This window comes from Citrobacter sp. MGH104, assembly GCF_001034485.1.
Taxonomy (GTDB): Bacteria; Pseudomonadota; Gammaproteobacteria; order Enterobacterales; family Enterobacteriaceae; genus Citrobacter; species Citrobacter freundii.
The window spans coordinates 1,366,522-1,384,033 of the sequence record NZ_KQ089818.1 but is presented as its reverse complement, the minus strand read 5'-3'; the positions used below and the strand labels follow the sequence as shown (position 1 = coordinate 1,384,033).

The 17,512-nt window shown below is 52.8% G+C and carries 20 protein-coding genes; 5 read left to right on the top strand and 15 right to left on the bottom strand.

What is annotated here, in order from left to right:
• Nucleotides 1-157: 157 nt before the first annotated feature.
• The 5 genes from nrdF to SK34_RS06415 form a co-directional block, all read right to left on the bottom strand.
• Nucleotides 158-1,117 carry a class 1b ribonucleoside-diphosphate reductase subunit beta gene (nrdF, locus tag SK34_RS06435; protein WP_048232663.1) on the bottom strand — a complete coding sequence of 320 codons (960 nt, stop codon included), beginning with the start codon at nucleotides 1,115-1,117 and terminating at the stop codon, nucleotides 158-160.
• 10 nt (nucleotides 1,118-1,127) lie between these two features.
• Nucleotides 1,128-3,272 (bottom strand): class 1b ribonucleoside-diphosphate reductase subunit alpha, encoded by a 2,145-nt coding sequence (gene nrdE / locus SK34_RS06430; RefSeq protein ID WP_048232661.1) that lies wholly within the window; start codon nucleotides 3,270-3,272, stop codon nucleotides 1,128-1,130.
• Nucleotides 3,245-3,655, bottom strand: coding sequence for a class Ib ribonucleoside-diphosphate reductase assembly flavoprotein NrdI (gene nrdI, locus SK34_RS06425; protein WP_003037273.1), 411 nt, complete (start codon nucleotides 3,653-3,655; stop codon nucleotides 3,245-3,247). The genes nrdE and nrdI overlap by 28 nt, the downstream gene beginning before the upstream one ends.
• Complete coding sequence (nrdH, locus tag SK34_RS06420) at nucleotides 3,652-3,897, bottom strand: glutaredoxin-like protein NrdH (RefSeq protein WP_048232659.1); 246 nt, start codon at nucleotides 3,895-3,897, stop codon at nucleotides 3,652-3,654. The genes nrdI and nrdH overlap by 4 nt, the downstream gene beginning before the upstream one ends.
• 275 nt (nucleotides 3,898-4,172) lie before the next feature.
• The gene (locus SK34_RS06415) at nucleotides 4,173-4,604 is read right to left on the bottom strand and encodes a carboxymuconolactone decarboxylase family protein (RefSeq protein WP_003839686.1); all 432 of its coding nucleotides are present in this window, start codon (nucleotides 4,602-4,604) and stop codon (nucleotides 4,173-4,175) included.
• Between the two features lie 90 nt (nucleotides 4,605-4,694).
• On the opposite strand from SK34_RS06415, the gene pdxR reads away from it, so the two are divergent.
• Nucleotides 4,695-6,029, top strand: a complete 1,335-nt coding sequence (gene pdxR, locus SK34_RS06410) for a MocR-like pyridoxine biosynthesis transcription factor PdxR (RefSeq protein WP_048217216.1) — start codon at nucleotides 4,695-4,697, stop codon at nucleotides 6,027-6,029.
• 248 nt (nucleotides 6,030-6,277) lie between these two features.
• Nucleotides 6,278-6,628 (top strand): DUF2002 family protein, encoded by a 351-nt coding sequence (locus SK34_RS06405; RefSeq protein ID WP_044699663.1) that lies wholly within the window; start codon nucleotides 6,278-6,280, stop codon nucleotides 6,626-6,628.
• A gap of 36 nt (nucleotides 6,629-6,664) precedes the next feature.
• Here SK34_RS06405 and alaE read toward each other — a convergent pair whose 3' ends face one another.
• Nucleotides 6,665-7,114 carry an L-alanine exporter AlaE gene (gene alaE / locus SK34_RS06400; RefSeq protein ID WP_003037259.1) on the bottom strand — a complete coding sequence of 150 codons (450 nt, stop codon included), beginning with the start codon at nucleotides 7,112-7,114 and terminating at the stop codon, nucleotides 6,665-6,667.
• 557 nt (nucleotides 7,115-7,671) lie between these two features.
• On the opposite strand from alaE, the gene stpA reads away from it, so the two are divergent.
• Nucleotides 7,672-8,073, top strand: a complete 402-nt coding sequence (gene stpA / locus SK34_RS06395) for a DNA-binding protein StpA (protein ID WP_003839690.1) — start codon at nucleotides 7,672-7,674, stop codon at nucleotides 8,071-8,073.
• A gap of 36 nt (nucleotides 8,074-8,109) precedes the next feature.
• Here the strand turns inward: stpA and SK34_RS06390 are convergent, their stop codons facing one another.
• The 3 genes from SK34_RS06390 to SK34_RS06380 all read right to left on the bottom strand — a co-directional run bounded on the left by SK34_RS06390 (nucleotide 8,110) and on the right by SK34_RS06380 (nucleotide 9,216).
• Nucleotides 8,110-8,289, bottom strand: a complete 180-nt coding sequence (locus SK34_RS06390) for a hypothetical protein (RefSeq protein WP_003037253.1) — start codon at nucleotides 8,287-8,289, stop codon at nucleotides 8,110-8,112.
• 90 nt (nucleotides 8,290-8,379) lie between these two features.
• Nucleotides 8,380-8,907 carry a rhodanese family protein gene (locus tag SK34_RS06385; protein ID WP_016150867.1) on the bottom strand — a complete coding sequence of 176 codons (528 nt, stop codon included), beginning with the start codon at nucleotides 8,905-8,907 and terminating at the stop codon, nucleotides 8,380-8,382.
• Between the two features lie 9 nt (nucleotides 8,908-8,916).
• The gene (locus tag SK34_RS06380) at nucleotides 8,917-9,216 is read right to left on the bottom strand and encodes an ArsR/SmtB family transcription factor (RefSeq protein WP_003037247.1); all 300 of its coding nucleotides are present in this window, start codon (nucleotides 9,214-9,216) and stop codon (nucleotides 8,917-8,919) included.
• Between the two features lie 185 nt (nucleotides 9,217-9,401).
• Between SK34_RS06380 and SK34_RS23515 the strand changes: the two genes are divergently transcribed.
• Nucleotides 9,402-9,560, top strand: coding sequence for a YqaE/Pmp3 family membrane protein (locus SK34_RS23515; protein ID WP_003037242.1), 159 nt, complete (start codon nucleotides 9,402-9,404; stop codon nucleotides 9,558-9,560).
• Between the two features lie 95 nt (nucleotides 9,561-9,655).
• Nucleotides 9,656-10,105, top strand: a complete 450-nt coding sequence (gene lysM / locus SK34_RS06370) for a peptidoglycan-binding protein LysM (protein WP_003037241.1) — start codon at nucleotides 9,656-9,658, stop codon at nucleotides 10,103-10,105.
• A 12-nt stretch (nucleotides 10,106-10,117) separates the two neighbouring features.
• Here lysM and csiR read toward each other — a convergent pair whose 3' ends face one another.
• The 6 genes from csiR to glaH form a co-directional block, all read right to left on the bottom strand.
• A complete protein-coding gene (gene csiR, locus SK34_RS06365; protein WP_016150866.1) occupies nucleotides 10,118-10,804 on the bottom strand; it encodes a DNA-binding transcriptional regulator CsiR in 687 nt (228 codons plus the stop codon).
• A 45-nt stretch (nucleotides 10,805-10,849) separates the two neighbouring features.
• Nucleotides 10,850-12,250: a GABA permease gene (gene gabP / locus SK34_RS06360; RefSeq protein WP_003839698.1), complete on the bottom strand. Its 1,401-nt coding sequence runs from the start codon at nucleotides 12,248-12,250 to the stop codon at nucleotides 10,850-10,852.
• A gap of 142 nt (nucleotides 12,251-12,392) precedes the next feature.
• Nucleotides 12,393-13,676, bottom strand: a complete 1,284-nt coding sequence (gene gabT / locus SK34_RS06355) for a 4-aminobutyrate--2-oxoglutarate transaminase (protein ID WP_048232657.1) — start codon at nucleotides 13,674-13,676, stop codon at nucleotides 12,393-12,395.
• A 25-nt stretch (nucleotides 13,677-13,701) separates the two neighbouring features.
• The gene (gabD, locus tag SK34_RS06350; RefSeq protein ID WP_048232656.1) at nucleotides 13,702-15,150 is read right to left on the bottom strand and encodes an NADP-dependent succinate-semialdehyde dehydrogenase; all 1,449 of its coding nucleotides are present in this window, start codon (nucleotides 15,148-15,150) and stop codon (nucleotides 13,702-13,704) included.
• Nucleotides 15,151-15,173: 23 nt separating this feature from the next.
• Nucleotides 15,174-16,442 (bottom strand): L-2-hydroxyglutarate oxidase, encoded by a 1,269-nt coding sequence (gene lhgO / locus SK34_RS06345; RefSeq protein ID WP_048232655.1) that lies wholly within the window; start codon nucleotides 16,440-16,442, stop codon nucleotides 15,174-15,176.
• A gap of 19 nt (nucleotides 16,443-16,461) precedes the next feature.
• The gene (gene glaH, locus SK34_RS06340) at nucleotides 16,462-17,439 is read right to left on the bottom strand and encodes a glutarate dioxygenase GlaH (protein ID WP_003839704.1); all 978 of its coding nucleotides are present in this window, start codon (nucleotides 17,437-17,439) and stop codon (nucleotides 16,462-16,464) included.
• Nucleotides 17,440-17,512: the final 73 nt, after the last annotated feature.

Sequence of the window (17,512 nt, the reverse complement as noted above, 5' to 3'; positions counted from 1 at the left end):
TAAATGGCAATGAAAAGTCGCCTGAATTGCTGGAATGCAGGCGAATAATGCGTCTGATATTGAGTGTAGATCACACAATTATATTTGCACGACAAAAGTGTGATCCTGTTAAAATATTTCCGCGAAAAATGTACGGTATTTCCCGTGAAAATGAGTGCTAGAAATTCCAGTCGTCATCTTCGGTTTCGACCGCTTTTCCCATCACATAGGATGAACCGGAACCCGAGAAGAAATCGTGGTTTTCGTCAGCGTTGGGCGACAGCGCGGCAAGGATTGCCGGGTTAACCTCCGCCATTTCAGGCGGAAATAGCGCCTCATATCCCAAATTCATTAATGCCTTATTGGCGTTGTAACAAAGGAAGGCTTTGACGTCATCCACCCAGCCGGTCTCTGCATACAATTCTTCCGTATAACGCCCTTCGTTATCATACAATTCCATCAACAGGTCAAAGGCAAAATGCTTTAACTCTTCGCGTGCTGATTCGGAAATATGCTCCAGACCTTTTTGATATTTATAACCAATGTAATACCCATGAACCGCTTCATCACGAATGATCAGACGAATGAGATCGGCGGTATTGGTCAGTTTACCGCGGCTGGAGAAATACATCGGTAACCAGAAGCCAGAATAGAACAGGAAGGATTCCAGAAACACGCTGGCTATTTTTTTCTTCAACGGTTCGTCGCTGGCGTAATGTGCCAAAACGATCTGCGCCTTGCGCTGGAGTGGGGTATTTTCTTCACTCCAGGCGTAAGCTGCATCCACATCTTTGGTCTGGCAAAGGGTGGAGAAAATAGAGCTATAGGAACGGGCGTGCACCGCCTCCATAAAGCTGATATTCGACAGCACCGCCTCTTCATGCGGCGTTAACGAATCAGTCATTAACGCTGGTGCTCCGGCAACATTCTGAATGGTGTCGAGCAGCGTCAGCCCGGTAAAAACGCGGATTGTTAGCTGCTGTTCGGCTGCGTTCAACGTTTGCCAGGCCGGAATGTCATTGGAGAGCGGGACCTTTTCCGGGAGCCAGAAGTTACTGGTCAGACGGTTCCATACCTCAAGATCTTTATCATCCTCAATCTTGTTCCAGTTGATGGCGCTCACGCGGGATAATGTCATTTTCTCCTCCTTACAGCGCGCATGACACGCAGCCTTCGATTTCGGTGCCTTCCAGCGCCAGCTGGCGTAGTCGGATGTAGTACAGGGATTTGATGCCCTTACGCCAGGCGTAAATCTGCGCTTTGTTGATATCGCGCGTGGTGGCGGTATCGGGGAAAAAGAGCGTCAGTGAAAGCCCTTGGTCGACATGCCGCGTTGCTTCAGCGTAAGTATCAATGATTTTTTGTGGACCGATCTCGTAGGCATCCTGATACAAGGCCAGATTCTCATTGGTCATAAACGGGGCAGGGTAGTAAACGCGCCCGGTTTTGCCCTCTTTACGAATCTCCACTTTCGACACGATCGGGTGAATGCTTGACGTGGCATGGTTGATGTAGGAGATAGAACCGGTGGGCGGAACCGCCTGTAAATTCTGGTTGTAAATACCGTAGCGCATCACATCTTCACGCAGTTGCTCCCACATCTCGCGCGTCGGCAGCGTAATGCCGCTGACGGCAAACAATGTGCGGACCTTGTCGGTTTTTGGCTGCCAGTCGCCCTGCAGATACTGGTTAAAATACTCGCCGCTGGCGTAGCGTGACTGTTTGAATCCGGCAAAGGTTTGACCCCGCTCGCGAGCGATCTTCATTGACGTATTCAGCGCATGCCATGTGATGGTGTAGAAATAGAGATTGGTGAAATCCAGCCCTTCCGGCGAGCCGTAGGCGATCCCTTCCCGCGCCAGATACCCGTGCAGATTCATCTGCCCAAGACCAATCGCGTGCGACGCGCTGTTCCCGGCGTCGATCGAAGGCACGCTGCGGATATGGCTCATGTCCGAAACGGCGGTTAAGCCGCGAACCGCCGTTTCCACGGTACGACCAAAATCGGGTGAATCCATGGTATGGGCAATGTTCAAGGAGCCGAGATTGCAGGAGATATCGTGCCCGATCTGCTCGTAATTGAGATTTTCATCGTAGGTGGAGGCACTGTTAACCTGCAAAATCTCCGAGCACAGGTTGCTCATATTGATCCGACCGGCAATCGGATTGGCGCGATTCACCGTATCTTCAAACATGATGTAAGGATAACCAGACTCAAACTGGATCTCGGCCAGCCGCTGGAAGAATTCGCGGGCGTTAATGTATTTTTTGCGCACGCGTTCGTCGGCCACCAGTTCGTCATACCGCTCACTCACGGCGATATCACCGAACGGTTTGCCGTAAATCCGTTCCACGTCATACGGTGAGAACAGCGCCATCCGGGCATTTTCTTTCGCCAGTCGAAAGGTAACATCTGGGATCACCACGCCAAGCGAGAGCGTTTTGATGCGGATTTTCTCGTCGGCGTTTTCGCGCTTGGTATCGAGAAAACGTAAAATATCCGGATGGTGTGCGTGCAGATACACCGCGCCTGCGCCCTGACGTGCCCCGAGTTGATTCGCATAAGAAAACGCATCTTCCAGCATTTTCATTACCGGGATCACCCCAGAGGACTGGTTCTCAATGCGTTTAATGGGCGCACCTGCCTCGCGCAGGTTGGAGAGCAAAAATGCCACGCCACCGCCGCGTTTGGAGAGCTGAAGTGCGGAGTTGACCGCCCGACCAATAGACTCCATGTTGTCTTCAATACGCAACAGGAAGCAGGAGACCAGCTCGCCGCGTTGCTGTTTACCGCAGTTTAAAAAGGTTGGCGTGGCGGGCTGAAAGCGCCCGGAGAGCATTTCATCGGTCAGTTGCGTCGCGAGTGCTTCATCGCCCTGCGCCAGCGTGAGTGCCACCATCGTTACCCGATCCTCAAAGTCTTCGAGATAGCGCTTACCGTCGAACGTTTTCAACGTATAGCTGGTGTAGAACTTCCATGCGCCGAGGAACGTCTGGAAACGGAATCCGCTGGCGTGGGCGTGGGCGAATAGCTTCAGCACGAACGCGCGATCGTAGCGGGCTAACACGCTGGCATCGTAATAGCCTTCATCCACCAACGTTTCCAGGCGCTCCTGCTGGCTGGCAAACGCCACCGAGTTGGGGCGGACGTGTGCGGCAAAGAAGGCCTCCACCGCCTGATGGTCTTTGTCGAACTGAATGCGCCCGGCTTTATCATACAGATTCAGCATGGCGTTCAGGGCGTGATAATCCAGCGTTGGCTGCATTACACGTTCTGCGGTTGTCGTTGCCAAAATTCGCTCACTCCTTTTCGAACGTTGTCGATATCGCTTTGGGTGCCCATCAGCTCAAAGCGATAGAGCCACGGCACGCCGCATTTTTGTGAGATGACATCACCCGCGCGACCGTAGGCGTCACCGAAATTACGATTGCCGGAGGCGATCACTCCACGGATTAACGCCCGGTTGTGCGTATCGTTTAAAAAGCGGATCACCTGTCTTGGGACCGCGCCAGCAGTGCCGCCGCCGCCGTAGGACGGCACGATTAATATGTAAGGTTCGTCTACCCGGATCGGCTCGCGTTCGTTAAGCGGAATGCGGATGGCAGGCAGCCCCAGACGCTGCATAAAGCGGTGCGTATTTTCGGAGCTGCTGGAGAAGTAGACGAGCTGACTCATGCGCTGGCCACACGGTGTTCCGGATGCAGACGGTTGATCATGTCCGGGCGAAACCCTGACCAACTGGTTTCACCCGCGACTACGACCGGTAACTGGCGAAACCCTTGATCGCGCAGGTTATCAGCCAAATCGGGCTGTAAATCGACGTTTACCATCTCAAAGTCAAAACCATGACTTTCCATTGCCCGTTTGGTGGCATGGCACTGAACACAGTTATTGCGAGTGTAAATAATAATACGCATGATTCGTATTTCCATTTAAAAATAAAAGATCGGCGCGATAGAGGGCGTCGGGTTGTGTGTGTCCTGATAGGAAAGATACTAGATGTAGTTTTAAAAATATTCAACCATACAAGATATGGGAATTTTAGATTGATGATGGGCTGGGTGATGGGCGTGGCAGGGGAAGTGATATGTTCCATCGCAGGTTGCCGGATGGCGTCGCGTCTAATCCGGCCTACAGGAAAGTACTTCCCAGGCCGGATAAGGCGTTTATGCCGGCATCCGGCAGCGCAGAATCACATGCGCATCCCCACCGCCAGGCGGTTAAAGCAGTTCATCAGGCTAATGGCAAATGTCAGGTCGCTAATCTCTTTCGCGCTGAAATGGTCGAGTAGTGGCAGATAAACGTCATCTTCGGCGTGAGTAGTGGCAATTTGGGTGACCGATTCGGCCCACGCCAGCGCCGCACGTTCCTGCTCGCTGAAGTGGTGACTCACCCGCCAGCCTGCCAGCGCATCCAGTTTGGCCTGCGCAACACCGGATTTGCGCAGTGCTTTACTGTGCATTTCCAGACAAAAGGCGCAGCCGTTGATTTGCGAGACCCGCAGGTAAATCAGTTCCGTCAGCGTAGGTTCCAGCGCGCAGTTCTCCAGCGCTTTGCTTGCCTGAACCAGAGCGTTATAGATTTCGGGGCTGAGTTCATAATAGGGCTGGCGTAACATGGTCATGGTATTTCTCCTCGTTTGGATGAGCCGCAATGTAGCACTATAATGGACTGCTACAGAGAGCCATATTGTTGCCAAAAAAGCAGACCATAAATGCCGCGCTATCAGCAAATCGCCCGTCAGTTAAAAAACGCAATTGAGAAAGGTGAACTCAAGCCCGGTACCAGATTGCCCTCCAGTCGGACCTGGGCCCAGGAGCTGGGAGTATCACGCTCGACGGTGGAAAATGCCTATGCAGAGCTGGTGGCGCAGGGCTGGCTCGCGCGGCGTGGACAGGCAGGAACGTTTGTCAGTGAGCAACTGCAACCAGAAAGGGCGTCTGCATCTCCTGCCATCTTTGCCGGAGAAAATCCCAGACCGCAAACTTTTCAGATGGGATTACCCGCACTCGATCTTTTTCCGCGCGAAGTCTGGGCGCGGGTGATGGGACGGCGTTTGCGCACCCAAACGCGTTTTGATCTGGCGGTGGGCGATGTGTGTGGCGAGCGGGCGTTACGTCAGGCGATTGTGGATTACCTGCGGGTCTCACGCAGCATTGAATGCCAGCCAGAGCAGATTTTTATCACTTCAGGTTATGCGGCATCAATGACGTTAATCCTGCGCGCTCTGGCGCATCCCGGAGAGGGAATGTGGGTCGAAGATCCCGGCTTTCCGCTGATTCGGCCCGTGGTGGCTCAAGAACGCATTGAGTTGAAGCCGGTAGCGGTGGATGCCGATGGTCTGGATGTCAGCGCCGGGATTCGCGACTACCCGCAGGCGCGTTTTGTACTGCTCACTCCCGCACATCAAAGCCCACTGGGGGTAGCACTGTCTTTAGACCGTCGCCACCAGTTGCTGGAGTGGGCGACTCGTGCGCAGGCGTGGGTAATCGAAGATGATTATGACAGTGAATTTCGTTACCACGGTAAGCCGTTGCCGCCGCTAAAAAGTCTGGATGCGCCCCAGCGGGTGATTTATGCCGGAACGTTCAGCAAATCGATGTTTCCGGCTTTGCGTACGGCATGGCTGGTGGTGCCCCTGACCCAGGTTGAACACTTTCGCCAACAAGCGGCGCTAACGGCCTGTAGCGTTCCGGTTCTATGGCAGCAAACGCTGGCGGATTTTATGCGAGACGGCCACTTCTGGCGACACTTAAAACGTATGCGACAACATTATGCCGAACGACGACAATGGATGGAAAACGCCCTGACCGAACAAGGATTTAGCGTCATTCCTCAGGAAGGTGGGATTCAACTGGTGATGAGTGTGGACGGAGATGATGTTGCGCTGGTGCGTAAAGCGAATCAGGCCGGGTTAGCTGTTCAGGCGTTAAGCCGCTGGCGAATAACGTCAGAAGGAAAGGGGGGAATATTGCTGTCATTTACCAATATCAGCTCGGCGGAAATGGCGCAACAGGCGGCGTACCAACTGCGGATGGCGCTGACATAAATCTATACCCGTCATACTTCAAGTTGCATGTGCGTTGGCTGCGTTCGTTCACCCCAGTCACTTACTTTAGTAAGCTCCTGGGGATTAGCTCCCTTGCCGCCTTCCTGCCACTCGAATTATTTAGGGTATATAAGGTTCTTACGATATGCGTCCCACCATCGCCACCCGTTTATGGACTTTTCTGAAAGCGTTGCTAATGCTGAATCAGGTAAGGTAAGCCCGCAGTAAAAGATAACGAGGAAAATAATATGTATTTACGACCTGATGAGGTGGCGCGCGTACTTGAAAAAGTGGGCTTTACCGTTGATGTAGTGACGCAGAAAACGTACGGCTATCGTCGTGGCGAAAATTATGTGTACGTTAACCGTGAAGCACGCATGGGACGTACCGCATTAATTATCCATCCCACGCTAAAAGAGCGCAGCTCTTCGCTGGCAGAACCAGCGACGGATATTAAAACCTGCGATCATTACCAGCAATTCCCGCTGTATTTAGCCGGAGATACTCATGAGCATTATGGTATTCCGCATGGCTTTAGCTCGCGTATTGCGCTTGAGCGTTATCTGAGCGGGTTGTTTGGCGACGTTAATTCTAACTAATAACGCGACTGGCAGTGCCAGTCGCAAAGAAGCGTGTCAGGCTTTAGCCTGATGATAGCTGCTGACCTTAAACAAGCGGCGGCAATAATCAAGAAAGTAGCCATAGACAGCGCCCATCAGCATTGATACCACGATGTTCGAACTTACTGCAGCCGTAATCTGGTGCCAGTCTGCGCCAACCGTCAGCAGAATAATCACATACACCGGCGACTGGAAGGTGACATAAGCCAGCACATCCGCCAGATTTTTTGCCCATCCTGCCTGCGTGGCTTTACGCGCCGCGCGCATGAACAAATCACGGTACATGCCGTATGGCCACGCGATCAGTATGTTGACAGGGATAGCGACTAATCTGGAATACAGCGACTGTTCGAAGCTCATTCCAGAAAGGAATATTTCGATCAACATGTTCACGACAGAACAATAAACAACCATCGCGAACGTGTCTGCTACTGCATGACGCAAGCGTGACTGCGGAGAGAACATGTTAATGCTCCTTGTAAAAAGGGGGAAAAAGGTTTTGAATACTTTAACTGCTAGTGATTTGTCTTGCTGCTTTCGCGTTTTAATAGGATATCTGCCTGGATAATAACTATCAACTAGCTTAAAATTTTTATTTATTGTCTTTTTGTCGATAAAATGCTCTGTAATGGTTTGTTTTTTGTTCGTTTTGGTGTTTTCGTTGCTGTGTTAATTAAAATTCTTTTAGATCAAAGAGTTATTTTTGCTTGTTTTTCTGGATTTTTTGCGCTCCTTTTCTGAATGTTGACTGATGTGCAATATGTATACTCGTTGGTTCCACGCGATGCCGTGGCCTGTTTCTTAAGTGACGTACTGAGATACCTTGCAGGTATATTCAAAGCTGCAATCAGGGTCATAGAATATATTGTCTGAGCGATAGCAGAATGGATGCTATAAATATCAGAGTTGGCTATTTGTTTAATGACCTGCGAATAAATTAGACTGGAAATATAATAATCAGTTGCATACAATATTTAGCGTAATACCATTTTTATGTTTTACGTTAAAGAGGTTTTGTTAATATGAGTTCAATGTTAAAAAACTTAAATAATATCCGCTCGCTGCGTGCAATGGCTCGTGAATTTTCCGTTGATGTACTGGAAGATATGCTTGAAAAATTCAGGGTAGTGACCAAAGAACGGCGCGATGAAGAAGAACAGCTACAGCGCCAACGCGCAGAACAGCAGGCAAAAATTAATGCCTTGCTGGCGCAGATGCAGGCAGACGGGATCAGCCCGGAGGAGCTGCTGAGCATAACACCTGCTACGACACGTTCAGTTAAAAAACGCCAACCGCGCCCGGCGAAATATCGTTTTATCGATCTCAATGGTGAAACGAAAACATGGACTGGGCAAGGTCGCACACCGAAGCCAATTGCCCAGGCGCTGGCTACCGGTAAATCTCTTGATGACTTTTTGATCTAATTATGAAGGCGGTGAGGAGATCCTCACCGCTTATTTTCAGCAAACGCCGAAATCACCCTCTTCGGTATATCGCGTGACATCAGCTGCTTTCAGCGTGAATTTATCACCGTTTTCATTACTGGCTTGTACCGCCACAATTTGATCGTCATTGACTTCAACAACTTTCAGTTTTGGACCGCCCATACGCGGTTGAACCAGATCGCCAGGTTTAAACATATTGTTGCGCTCCTTTATTTATCATTTATCGCAGAACTCACCATAGATCACGTCAACCGGCGGGTACAGTGCTGTTTCAATGATTACCGCTTAATGAGTACGTCGGTTCCAGGGCATTTTGTCCAGCAGACGCGCCATGCCGCAAAAGCCGGTCACGCCAGCGAGAATCAGCCCGGCCCCGACAAAACCGCTCAGCAGGAAGAAAATACTGCTGACGGTGTAACCCAGAATAACACCGAGTAAGGCAAGGCTACCTGCGGCTATCTGCACCTGACGCATCAGCGGTAACGGCTGTGAACTGTCTTTCGTCACCGGCAACCCTGCGGCTTTCCAGCCGTCAATTCCACCTTCCAGCAGCCAGACCTGCGCGGGCGCAGCAATGGCGCTCAGTTTTGTTGCCGCATTTTGTGTACGTTTGCCTGACTGGCAGTGAAAAATCACCTGCTCGGCGCGTAAATTCGCAGGCAGCGATCCCTGCTCAAGCGCGGGCAACGGCGCCAGATGAGCCTCAGGAATATGCTCGTGCAGATACTCGTCAGCGTCGCGGATATCAATCAGTTTTGCACCTTGCGCGACCAGTGTCTGCGCCTCGCGCGGGGAAATCGTCCCAATAGTCATGATGGCTCCTTATGGGCAATACAGTGTTTTTAATGTGGCGATCAGCGAATTCACGGCCGCATTTTTAATGGAGTAGAGGATGCGCTGGGCATCGCGCTGGCTTTCTATCAGACCTTCTTCACGCATACGCGCCAGATGCTGGGAAGTGGCGGAAGGGCTAAGGCCGGTAACACGGGCTAACTCGCCTGCGCTGGTACCGGGTGAACCGCAGAGCATGCACAAAATCAGCAACCGTTTCGGGTTACTCATCGCTTTTAGCAGGGCGGCAGCTTGTTCAGCGCTGGCCTGGAGTTGTTCAAGTTCAGTCATATGTATTTAAGCATAATCTAAATTAAGTATATTCTAAAATAAACCAACCAACGTACGCCAGCGTAAAGAGCGTAAAGGAGGGTAAAACAGCCGCGGAATGCTGGCAGAGTTGGGTAGAATGGCTACTCTTAGAGATAAAATCTCTTTTTAAACAATGATTAATTTTTTGCTTGTAGGGAGTGTGTATGGGTTTCTGGAGAATCGTTTTTACTATTATTCTGCCCCCGCTTGGCGTGCTGCTGGGGAAGGGGTTCGGCTGGGCATTTATCCTCAATATCGTTCTGACGCTGCTGGGCTACATCCCTGGTTTGATCCATGCCTTCTGGATACAGACGCGTAATTAATTCCTTTCAATTACGGCGCTTTGGCGCCGTTTTCTTTGGCCCCCTTTCTCCTCTGCTACACTTTTGGGTGTTAATTGTTAATTACCGAGGTGGATATGGGACTCTTCAATTTTGTAAAAGATGCGGGTGAAAAACTGTGGGATGCGGTCACTGGAAACCATGACACAGCCGATCTGGCAAAAAAAGTGCAGGAACACCTGAACAAAACTGGCATCCCTGATGCGGATAAAGTGGACGTGCAAATTAACGAAGGCAAAGCCACTGTTTCTGGTGATGGATTAAGTCAGGAGGCGAAAGAAAAAATTCTGATCGCGATTGGTAATATCTCCGGTATTGCCAGCGTAGATGATCAGGTTAAAACCTCTGCGCCCGCGAGCGAAAGCCAGTTTTATACTGTGAAATCAGGGGATACCCTGAGTGCTATTGCTAAACAGGTTTACGGTAATGCCAACCTGTATAACCAGATATTTGAAGCGAATAAACCAATGCTGAAAAGTCCGGATAAAATCTATCCTGGGCAGGTGTTACGTATTCCGGAGCAGTAATATTATGCAGGCTTATTCCGTCAGCAATTTACCGGACATCGCCTGTTGAATAATCGGAATCGGCGTCAGCAGGTGCTGGCGCATTAATTCGCTGGCGCGCGCGGCATCGCGTGCCAGAATTGCTTCGGTCAACGTTTGGTGCTGATCGTGTTTGTCTTCCAGCATCTCCACCGACAGCACCGTTTTTCGCAGCCAGATAAACCGGTAGCGCGCCGCCAAATCGAACAGTCGTTCGCGCATTTGCAGCAGATATTGTGAACCACAGCCAGCGACAATCGCCGAGTGAAACGCCTGATGGCGCTGATCCCACTCGTCGAGCATCTGTTCGCTGGCATCAATGGCTTCAAGCTTACTAAGCATATGCGCGCGCGCCAGAATTTCAGCTTCCCAGGCGTCGTCGCCGCGTTCAATGGCCAGCGCGACCAGCATGGCTTCCATATTGGCGCGGGCATCGAAAATATCGAGCAACTCCTGCTCTGACATCGGGGCAACACGATACCCTTTCTGATTTACTACCGTCACTAACCGCTCGGCAACTAACTGCGAAAGCGCTTCGCGTAGCGGTCCAACGCCAAGATCATAGCGTGAGGTCAGCAGGCTCATACGCAGTTTTTCATCAGGCTGATACACACCGCGGATGATGTCGTTCTTCAGCCAGCGGTATCCATCAATGGCCGTCGGTTGGGGAATGGCGGTCATGGTCATACTCCTGAAAGGATTTCCCGGCCTGCGCCGGGAACAGGTTTAATGCGTATTTTGCAATGGTGCTTTTTGCCAAGATAGCAGTTTTTTCCAGCGTGACATAATGGGCACGGTGCAAATAATTCCTATGGCTAACAACCCGGTAGAGATAACTTCCAGCTGTTGTGCCGGGCGAAACAGCATGACCACCAGCACAAAGATAATAAATGCGATGACCAGCCAGGTAAGCCACGGATAGAGCCACATTTTCAGTTTAATTTCGCCGCCTCGCGCCAGCAGGATTTTACGCATCCGCAGTTGAGAAACGGCAATGACCAGATAGACCAGCAGTGCGATGGCACCGGAACTGTCGATCAGGAATTTAAACACCTTGGCCGGGGCGTAATAGTTGACGATGACGGTGAGGAATGCGGCACCGGTAGACAGCAACACCGCCACATAAGGCGTTTTACTGCGGTTCGTTTTACCCATAAAAGCGGGGGCATCGCCACGGCGGCTCAGGGAGTAGAGCATACGCGAGGACGTATACAGCGCGGAGTTGAGACAGCTAGTCACCGACAGCAAAATGACGCAATCCATGATCAGTTTCGCGTGCGGGATATGCAGTAGCTCCAGTACCGAGCGGTAAGAACCGACTTCTTTCAGTCCCGGCATGTTCCACGGGATCAGCGCCACCACCACAAAAATAGAGCACAGATAGAAGATGGAGATACGCCAGATAACCGAGTTGGTGGCGCGAACGATATGTTTATCCGGGGTATCGGATTCGGCGGCGGCGATGGTAACTATCTCTGCGCCCATAAAGGAGAACATAGTGATTAACATTGCGCTGATCACGGCGCCAAAACCGTTGGGCATAAAGCCGCCCTGATCCCACAGGCGCGAAACCCCGCTGACATCGGCATAAGGGTAGAAACCGCTAATCGCCGCTGCGCCGAGGGTTATAAACGCCAGAATGGCAATCACTTTGCACAGCGCCAGCCAGAACTCGAACTCACCGTAATTTTTGACGCTCAGTAAATTACTGCCGGTTAATGCCAGCGTGATAACCAGAGAAAACAGCCAGATAGGAATGCCAGGCACCCAGGAGTGAAGAATGATGGCGGCGATATTCGCCTCCAGCGGGATAACCAACACCCAGAACCACCAGTACAACCAGCCGATGGTGTAACCTGCCCAAGGGCCGATGGCCTTATCGGCGTATGTGGAAAAAGAACCGGTATCCGGTGTGGCGACGGCCATTTCGGCCAACATGCGCATAATCATCACCACCAGCAATCCGGCGAACAGATAGGCTAATAATACTGCGGGGCCGGCTTCTGCAATCGCCACGCTTGAACCGACAAACAGACTTGCGCCGATTACCCCGGCAATAGACAGCATGGTGACGTGGCGTGATTTCAGCCCGCCCCCTAAATCATGTGATTGTGACACTTGCCCCATCTTTAAACCTCTCGAAAGTATTTCACTTGGGAGAGCACCCCGGCATTCCCGCGCCGGGGCACGCGTATTATTGTTATTGACCCTGTTTGCCGGATGGCGGCTCCGCCTTATCCGGCTTAAAACTCCCCGTTTTGATACGGGTTTAACCCTGCTTTGCCTCGGCAAAACACTGGGCGATAATGTCCAGCCCCTGGCGGATTTGCGCATCTTCAATAGTCAGCGGGACAAGAATGCGCAGCACGTTGTAGTAAGGTCCGCAGGAGAGCAGGATCAGTCCTTTCTCACGTGCACGCGCCACCACTTCCGCAGTCAGTTTGGCGTCTGGTTTCGTGTGGTCGCCGTTTTCGAACAGTTCGATAGCAATCATCGCGCCCAGCCCGCGTACGTCGCCAATCTCGCGGTGGGTTTCCGCGATAGCCAACAGGCCTTCACGCAGGGTTTGCCCCAGCTCGTTGGCTTTTTGCAGCAGATCTTCCTGCTCGAAAATGTTTAGTACCGCCAGCGCAGCGGCACAGGCAATTGGGTTACCTGCATAGGTACCGCCCAGACCGCCCGGTGGAATAGCGTCCATGACATCGGCGCGTCCGGTCACGCCTGCCAGCGGGAAGCCTCCGGCGATGGATTTGGCGAAGGTGGTGAGATCGGGCGCAACGCCCATCTGCTCCATGGCAAACAGCGTACCGGTGCGGCCCGCACCGCTCTGTACTTCATCAGCAATCAGCATGATCCCGTGTTCGTCACAAATAGCGCGCAGACGTTGCATAAAAGCAGGGGAAGCGGCGTAAAAACCACCTTCGCCCTGGACGGGTTCAATTACGATGGCGGCGACGTCTTCTGGCGCGGCATCGTTTTTGAAAATGCGGTGAATACTGGCGATAGCATCGTCGTCACTGATGCCGTGCAGTGGGCAAGGATAAAGCGCGCGATACACGTGGCCCGGCATCAGCCCCATTCCGGCAGAGTATGGGTTCACTTTCCCGGTCAGTGACAAGGTGTAGTGGGTACGGCCGTGGTAAGCACCGCTGAAGGCGATTGTGCCGGTGCGTTTGGTGGCGGCGCGGGCGATTTTCACCGCATTTTCTACCGCTTCAGAACCGGTGGTCACCAGCAGGGTTTTCTTGGCGAAATCACCCGGCACTTTCTTATTCATGATTTCACACAGCTCCAGGTATGGCTCATAGGCCAGTACCTGGAAACAGGTATGGGACAGCTTTTTCAACTGCGCTTCTACCGCAGAGACGATCTGCGGGTGCAGGTGACCGGTGTTCAACACTGCAATACCGCCAGCAAAGTCAAGGAATTCACGGCCTTCAACGTCCCAGACCCGACAGTTTTCTGCACGCTCGGCAAAAATAGGGTGGATCTGGCCTACGCCACGGGGAACGGCGTTGCTGCGACGTTGCATAAGTTCGTTGTTGGTGCTCATCAGGTGTTCTCCAGTATTTATTTTATTAAAGGCCGATGCACATATATTTGATTTCTAAGTAGTCTTCGATGCCGTATTTTGATCCTTCACGGCCAAGACCGGAGGCTTTGATTCCCCCAAACGGGGCGACTTCGTTGGAGATAATGCCGGTGTTAATCCCGACGATGCCGTACTCCAGCGCTTCGCCAACGCGGAAGACGCGGCTTAAATCACGGGCGTAGAAATAGGCGGCCAGACCAAACTCGGTGTCGTTGGCCTGAGCGATGACGTCGGCTTCGTCTTTAAAACGAAACAGCGGAGCCAGCGGTCCGAACGTCTCTTCTTTGGCGACCTTCGCGTTGTCAGGCACATCCACCAGAATGGTGGGCTGGAAGAAGTTACCGCCGAGCGCATGAGGTTTACCGCCCGCGATAATGCGCGCGCCTTTATCCAGAGCATCGGCGATGTGTTCCTGCACTTTGGCAACCGCTTTATCGTCGATCAGCGGTCCGGTGGTGACCTCTGGTTGCAGACCATCGCCGAGATGCAGTTTGCTCACTGCATGCTGGAGTTTTTCGGCAAAACGCTCATACACACCGTCCTGTACGTACAGGCGGTTGGCGCAGACGCAGGTTTGCCCGGCGTTACGGAACTTCGAGGCCAGCGCACCTTCCACGGCTTTATCAAGATCGGCATCGTCAAAGACGATAAACGGCGCATTGCCGCCCAGTTCCAGCGATACCTTTTTGATGTCTTTGGCGCACTGCTGCATTAACTGACGGCCAATTTCGGTTGAGCCGGTAAATGACAGTTTGCGCACCAGCGGGTTGCCGGTCAGCTCGTTACCGACCGCGCTCGCAGAACCGGTCACCACGCTGAAAACGCCAGCCGGGATCCCGGCGCGATTAGCCAGTTCTGCCAGTGCCAGTGCGGAGTAGGGGGTCTGGCTGGCGGGTTTAAGCACCATCGTACAGCCTGCCGCCAGCGCGGGACCTGCTTTGCGGGTGATCATCGCCGCCGGGAAGTTCCACGGCGTAATCGCGGCGGTAACGCCGATCGGCTGCTTGATGACGATCAGACGCTTATCGGCCTGATGGCCAGGGATCGTATCGCCATAGATGCGTTTACCCTCTTCGGCAAACCACTCAATAAATGAGGCGGCATAGGTGATTTCGCCTTTGGCCTCCGCCAGCGGTTTACCCTGTTCCAGGGTCATCAAGCGGGCGAGATCGTCCTGATGCTCAATCATCAGGTTGAACCAGCGGCGCAGGATATTGGCTCGCTCTTTGGCAGTCAGCGCACGCCAGGCCGGCAGAGCGCGGTTTGCGGCGTTAATCGCTTCGCGGGTTTCATCTGCCCCCATTTTAGGTACGCTACCCAATTGCTGACCGTTGGCGGGATTGGTCACCGCGATGGTCTCGCCGCTGTTAGCGTCACGCCAGTTGCCGTCGATCAGTGCCTGCTGGCGAAATAAGGTTGGATCGTTAAGTTGCATGATTGCTTCCTGTCTTAATCGGTTTAACGGGTAAATGCGGCGTGTAATGTCTCCACGCTACGTGCCGCACGCAGCGTGCGTCCGGGATTACTCTGGTTCTCCAGCAGCGCATGAACTTTGCTGACAATATGTGCACCGATAGGGATTGCCGATGTTGCCGCCGGAGAAGGCGCGTTACAGGTGTGAATTGAGCGTGGCGTGGTGACAAACAGAAAATCGTCGATAAGCTTGCCATCAGGTGATACCGCCTGTGCCCGCACGCCCGCAGGCCACGGTTGCAGATCCTTAAGCATCAGGCTCGGACAGTACTTTTGTACCAGCCGCAGATAACCGCTTTTGCACAGCGAATTCTTCATTTCGCCAAGCCCTGAGCGCAGGTTGTTTTGCAGCACGCGGCGAATACCAGAAGAGCCGAGGATCTCGAGCGTATCGCTGAGCGAGAAGTCACGCTTACGGTAGCCTTCACGTTTAAATGCCAGCACCGCGTTGGGGCCGACCGTGACGCTGCCGTCAATCATCCGGGTCAGATGAACACCGAGAAACGGCATTGCCGGGTCGGGGATGGGGTAGATCAGATGGTTAACTATCTGATTATGTTCTGGCGCCAGGCGGAAATATTCGCCACGGAACGGGCAGATGATAAAGCCAGGTTCAACGCCGAGCATTTTCACCAGTCGGTCCGCCATCAGGCCAGAACAACTAATCAGCGTCGCGCCTTCATATTCCTGACCCTGACGGGTATGGACAATCACGCCCGTAGCGTGCTCTTTCAGCGCGCTGACCTCGGCGTTGTAAATAATCTCACCGCCTTTGGCCTGGAAAATATTCGCCATCGCGGCGGTGACTTCACGGTAGCTGACGATCCCGCTCGACGGAACAAAAATGCCGCCCAGACCGGTGATATTCGGTTCACGCTCGCGAAGCTCCTGCGCATTCAGCCATTCGCGCTCCAAACCGTTAGCGGCGGTGCGATCCCATAGCGCGCGCATGCGCTCCATTTCCAGAGGGGAGGTGGCAACCAGCATTTTTCCGCAGACGTCGTAGCGGATGCCGTTTTGGTCGCAAAAGGCTTTTGTGGCGCGATTTCCGGCCAGGCAAAACTGCGCCTTCAGGCTGCCGGGAGTGTAATAGACCCCGGCATGAATGACGCCGCTGTTGTGGCCCGTCTGGTGACAGGCCGGGCCGGACTCTTTTTCCAACAGCGCGATTCTGGCGTCCGGATAGACATCAATCAGCTGCATGGCGGTCGACATGCCGATAATGCCGCCGCCAATAATCACAAAATCATACATCCGCTTTTTTCCTTCGCGCTTACTGATGAGTCTGGTAGTGGTTTGTCGCGTAAGCGAAATAACCACGTTGGCGCATCAGTTCGCGGCGCAGGTCAGGATGCGAGGTGAAACGATCGCGACCGTGTAGCCAGAACAGGTTGTTGATCAGCAGGAATTTACCCACTGAAACCGGTACGGAAATAATACTTTTGCTGGTTTCCAGCGCGTCGGACAGGTCACTCAGCCAGACGCCTTCTTCATAGTCTTTTGGCTGGACGAACTGGTCGATGTAGCGCATCACCGGACGACCCTGCTGGTCAACGTCAAATACCGGATGGAACACTTCCTGGCTCACGTTTTTGCTTGGCGGCGCGGCAAAGCGCATAGGGCGACGCGCCAGCGGATGGGTAAAGTACTGATCCAGATGTTCCCAGTCGTCGAGGTGCAGCAGCAGCGAGTTACCGCCGGTCATGTTCTGCTCGTCAATCTTCATCATCAGCACGTAATCGGTGATTTCTTCGAGATAGGTTCCGTCGTTGTGCAATTCCATCACTCGGTGAGGCTGGCGCAGATAGCTGTCTGAGTTATCGACGTTTTTCACCACAAAACGTGCGTAATATTGACCGCTCATCGCATCAAAATTCGAACGTCCGATTAGATGTGCTACCGCCGTCGCCAGCTTGACCATCTCTTCTGCCTGCGCCACATCATCCACGCCAACGGCATTGATCAGCAGTGCGCCTTCGGCACGATCGAGCAACGTTTTCAGCAGCAGAGGCTGCAACTGATTGCCGCACAGGTCGTCGAGGATCTTGCCCACTTTGAAGCGCAAGAAGGATTTGTATTCCAGCGCCTGCACCGGCCACTGCGCGACGGCCTGCAGAAATTGCTCAGTGGTCTCAGCAGAAAAAGTCAGCTCCAGCAGGCGTGGGGACTGGGCTGATGGTTTCAGCGTGAAACCGCTGTAGTGCTGGGCTGGATCTTCAGCGTTCGGTTTTACGGCAGTCAGTGCGTTCATCAAATCGTTCCTCTCAGTAGATTGTCAGGGAGATATGGCGCAGCTCGTTTCGTAGCCATAAATTAAAAATATC

What these genes read in the sequence shown, in the direction of transcription:
- nrdF (WP_048232663.1), bottom strand. Translation starts at nt 1,117, where the DNA reads ATGACATTATCCCGCGTGAGCGCCATCAACTGGAACAAGATTGAGGAT.
- nrdI (WP_003037273.1), bottom strand. Translation starts at nt 3,655, where the DNA reads ATGAGTCAGCTCGTCTACTTCTCCAGCAGCTCCGAAAATACGCACCGC.
- nrdH (WP_048232659.1), bottom strand. Translation starts at nt 3,897, where the DNA reads ATGCGTATTATTATTTACACTCGCAATAACTGTGTTCAGTGCCATGCC.
- SK34_RS06415 (WP_003839686.1), bottom strand. Translation starts at nt 4,604, where the DNA reads ATGACCATGTTACGCCAGCCCTATTATGAACTCAGCCCCGAAATCTAT.
- pdxR (WP_048217216.1), top strand. Translation starts at nt 4,695, where the DNA reads ATGCCGCGCTATCAGCAAATCGCCCGTCAGTTAAAAAACGCAATTGAG.
- SK34_RS06405 (WP_044699663.1), top strand. Translation starts at nt 6,278, where the DNA reads ATGTATTTACGACCTGATGAGGTGGCGCGCGTACTTGAAAAAGTGGGC.
- alaE (WP_003037259.1), bottom strand. Translation starts at nt 7,114, where the DNA reads ATGTTCTCTCCGCAGTCACGCTTGCGTCATGCAGTAGCAGACACGTTC.
- stpA (WP_003839690.1), top strand. Translation starts at nt 7,672, where the DNA reads ATGAGTTCAATGTTAAAAAACTTAAATAATATCCGCTCGCTGCGTGCA.
- SK34_RS06390 (WP_003037253.1), bottom strand. Translation starts at nt 8,289, where the DNA reads ATGTTTAAACCTGGCGATCTGGTTCAACCGCGTATGGGCGGTCCAAAA.
- SK34_RS06385 (WP_016150867.1), bottom strand. Translation starts at nt 8,907, where the DNA reads ATGACTATTGGGACGATTTCCCCGCGCGAGGCGCAGACACTGGTCGCG.
- SK34_RS06380 (WP_003037247.1), bottom strand. Translation starts at nt 9,216, where the DNA reads ATGACTGAACTTGAACAACTCCAGGCCAGCGCTGAACAAGCTGCCGCC.
- SK34_RS23515 (WP_003037242.1), top strand. Translation starts at nt 9,402, where the DNA reads ATGGGTTTCTGGAGAATCGTTTTTACTATTATTCTGCCCCCGCTTGGC.
- lysM (WP_003037241.1), top strand. Translation starts at nt 9,656, where the DNA reads ATGGGACTCTTCAATTTTGTAAAAGATGCGGGTGAAAAACTGTGGGAT.
- csiR (WP_016150866.1), bottom strand. Translation starts at nt 10,804, where the DNA reads ATGACCGCCATTCCCCAACCGACGGCCATTGATGGATACCGCTGGCTG.
- gabP (WP_003839698.1), bottom strand. Translation starts at nt 12,250, where the DNA reads ATGGGGCAAGTGTCACAATCACATGATTTAGGGGGCGGGCTGAAATCA.
- gabT (WP_048232657.1), bottom strand. Translation starts at nt 13,676, where the DNA reads ATGAGCACCAACAACGAACTTATGCAACGTCGCAGCAACGCCGTTCCC.
- gabD (WP_048232656.1), bottom strand. Translation starts at nt 15,150, where the DNA reads ATGCAACTTAACGATCCAACCTTATTTCGCCAGCAGGCACTGATCGAC.
- lhgO (WP_048232655.1), bottom strand. Translation starts at nt 16,442, where the DNA reads ATGTATGATTTTGTGATTATTGGCGGCGGCATTATCGGCATGTCGACC.
- glaH (WP_003839704.1), bottom strand. Translation starts at nt 17,439, where the DNA reads ATGAACGCACTGACTGCCGTAAAACCGAACGCTGAAGATCCAGCCCAG.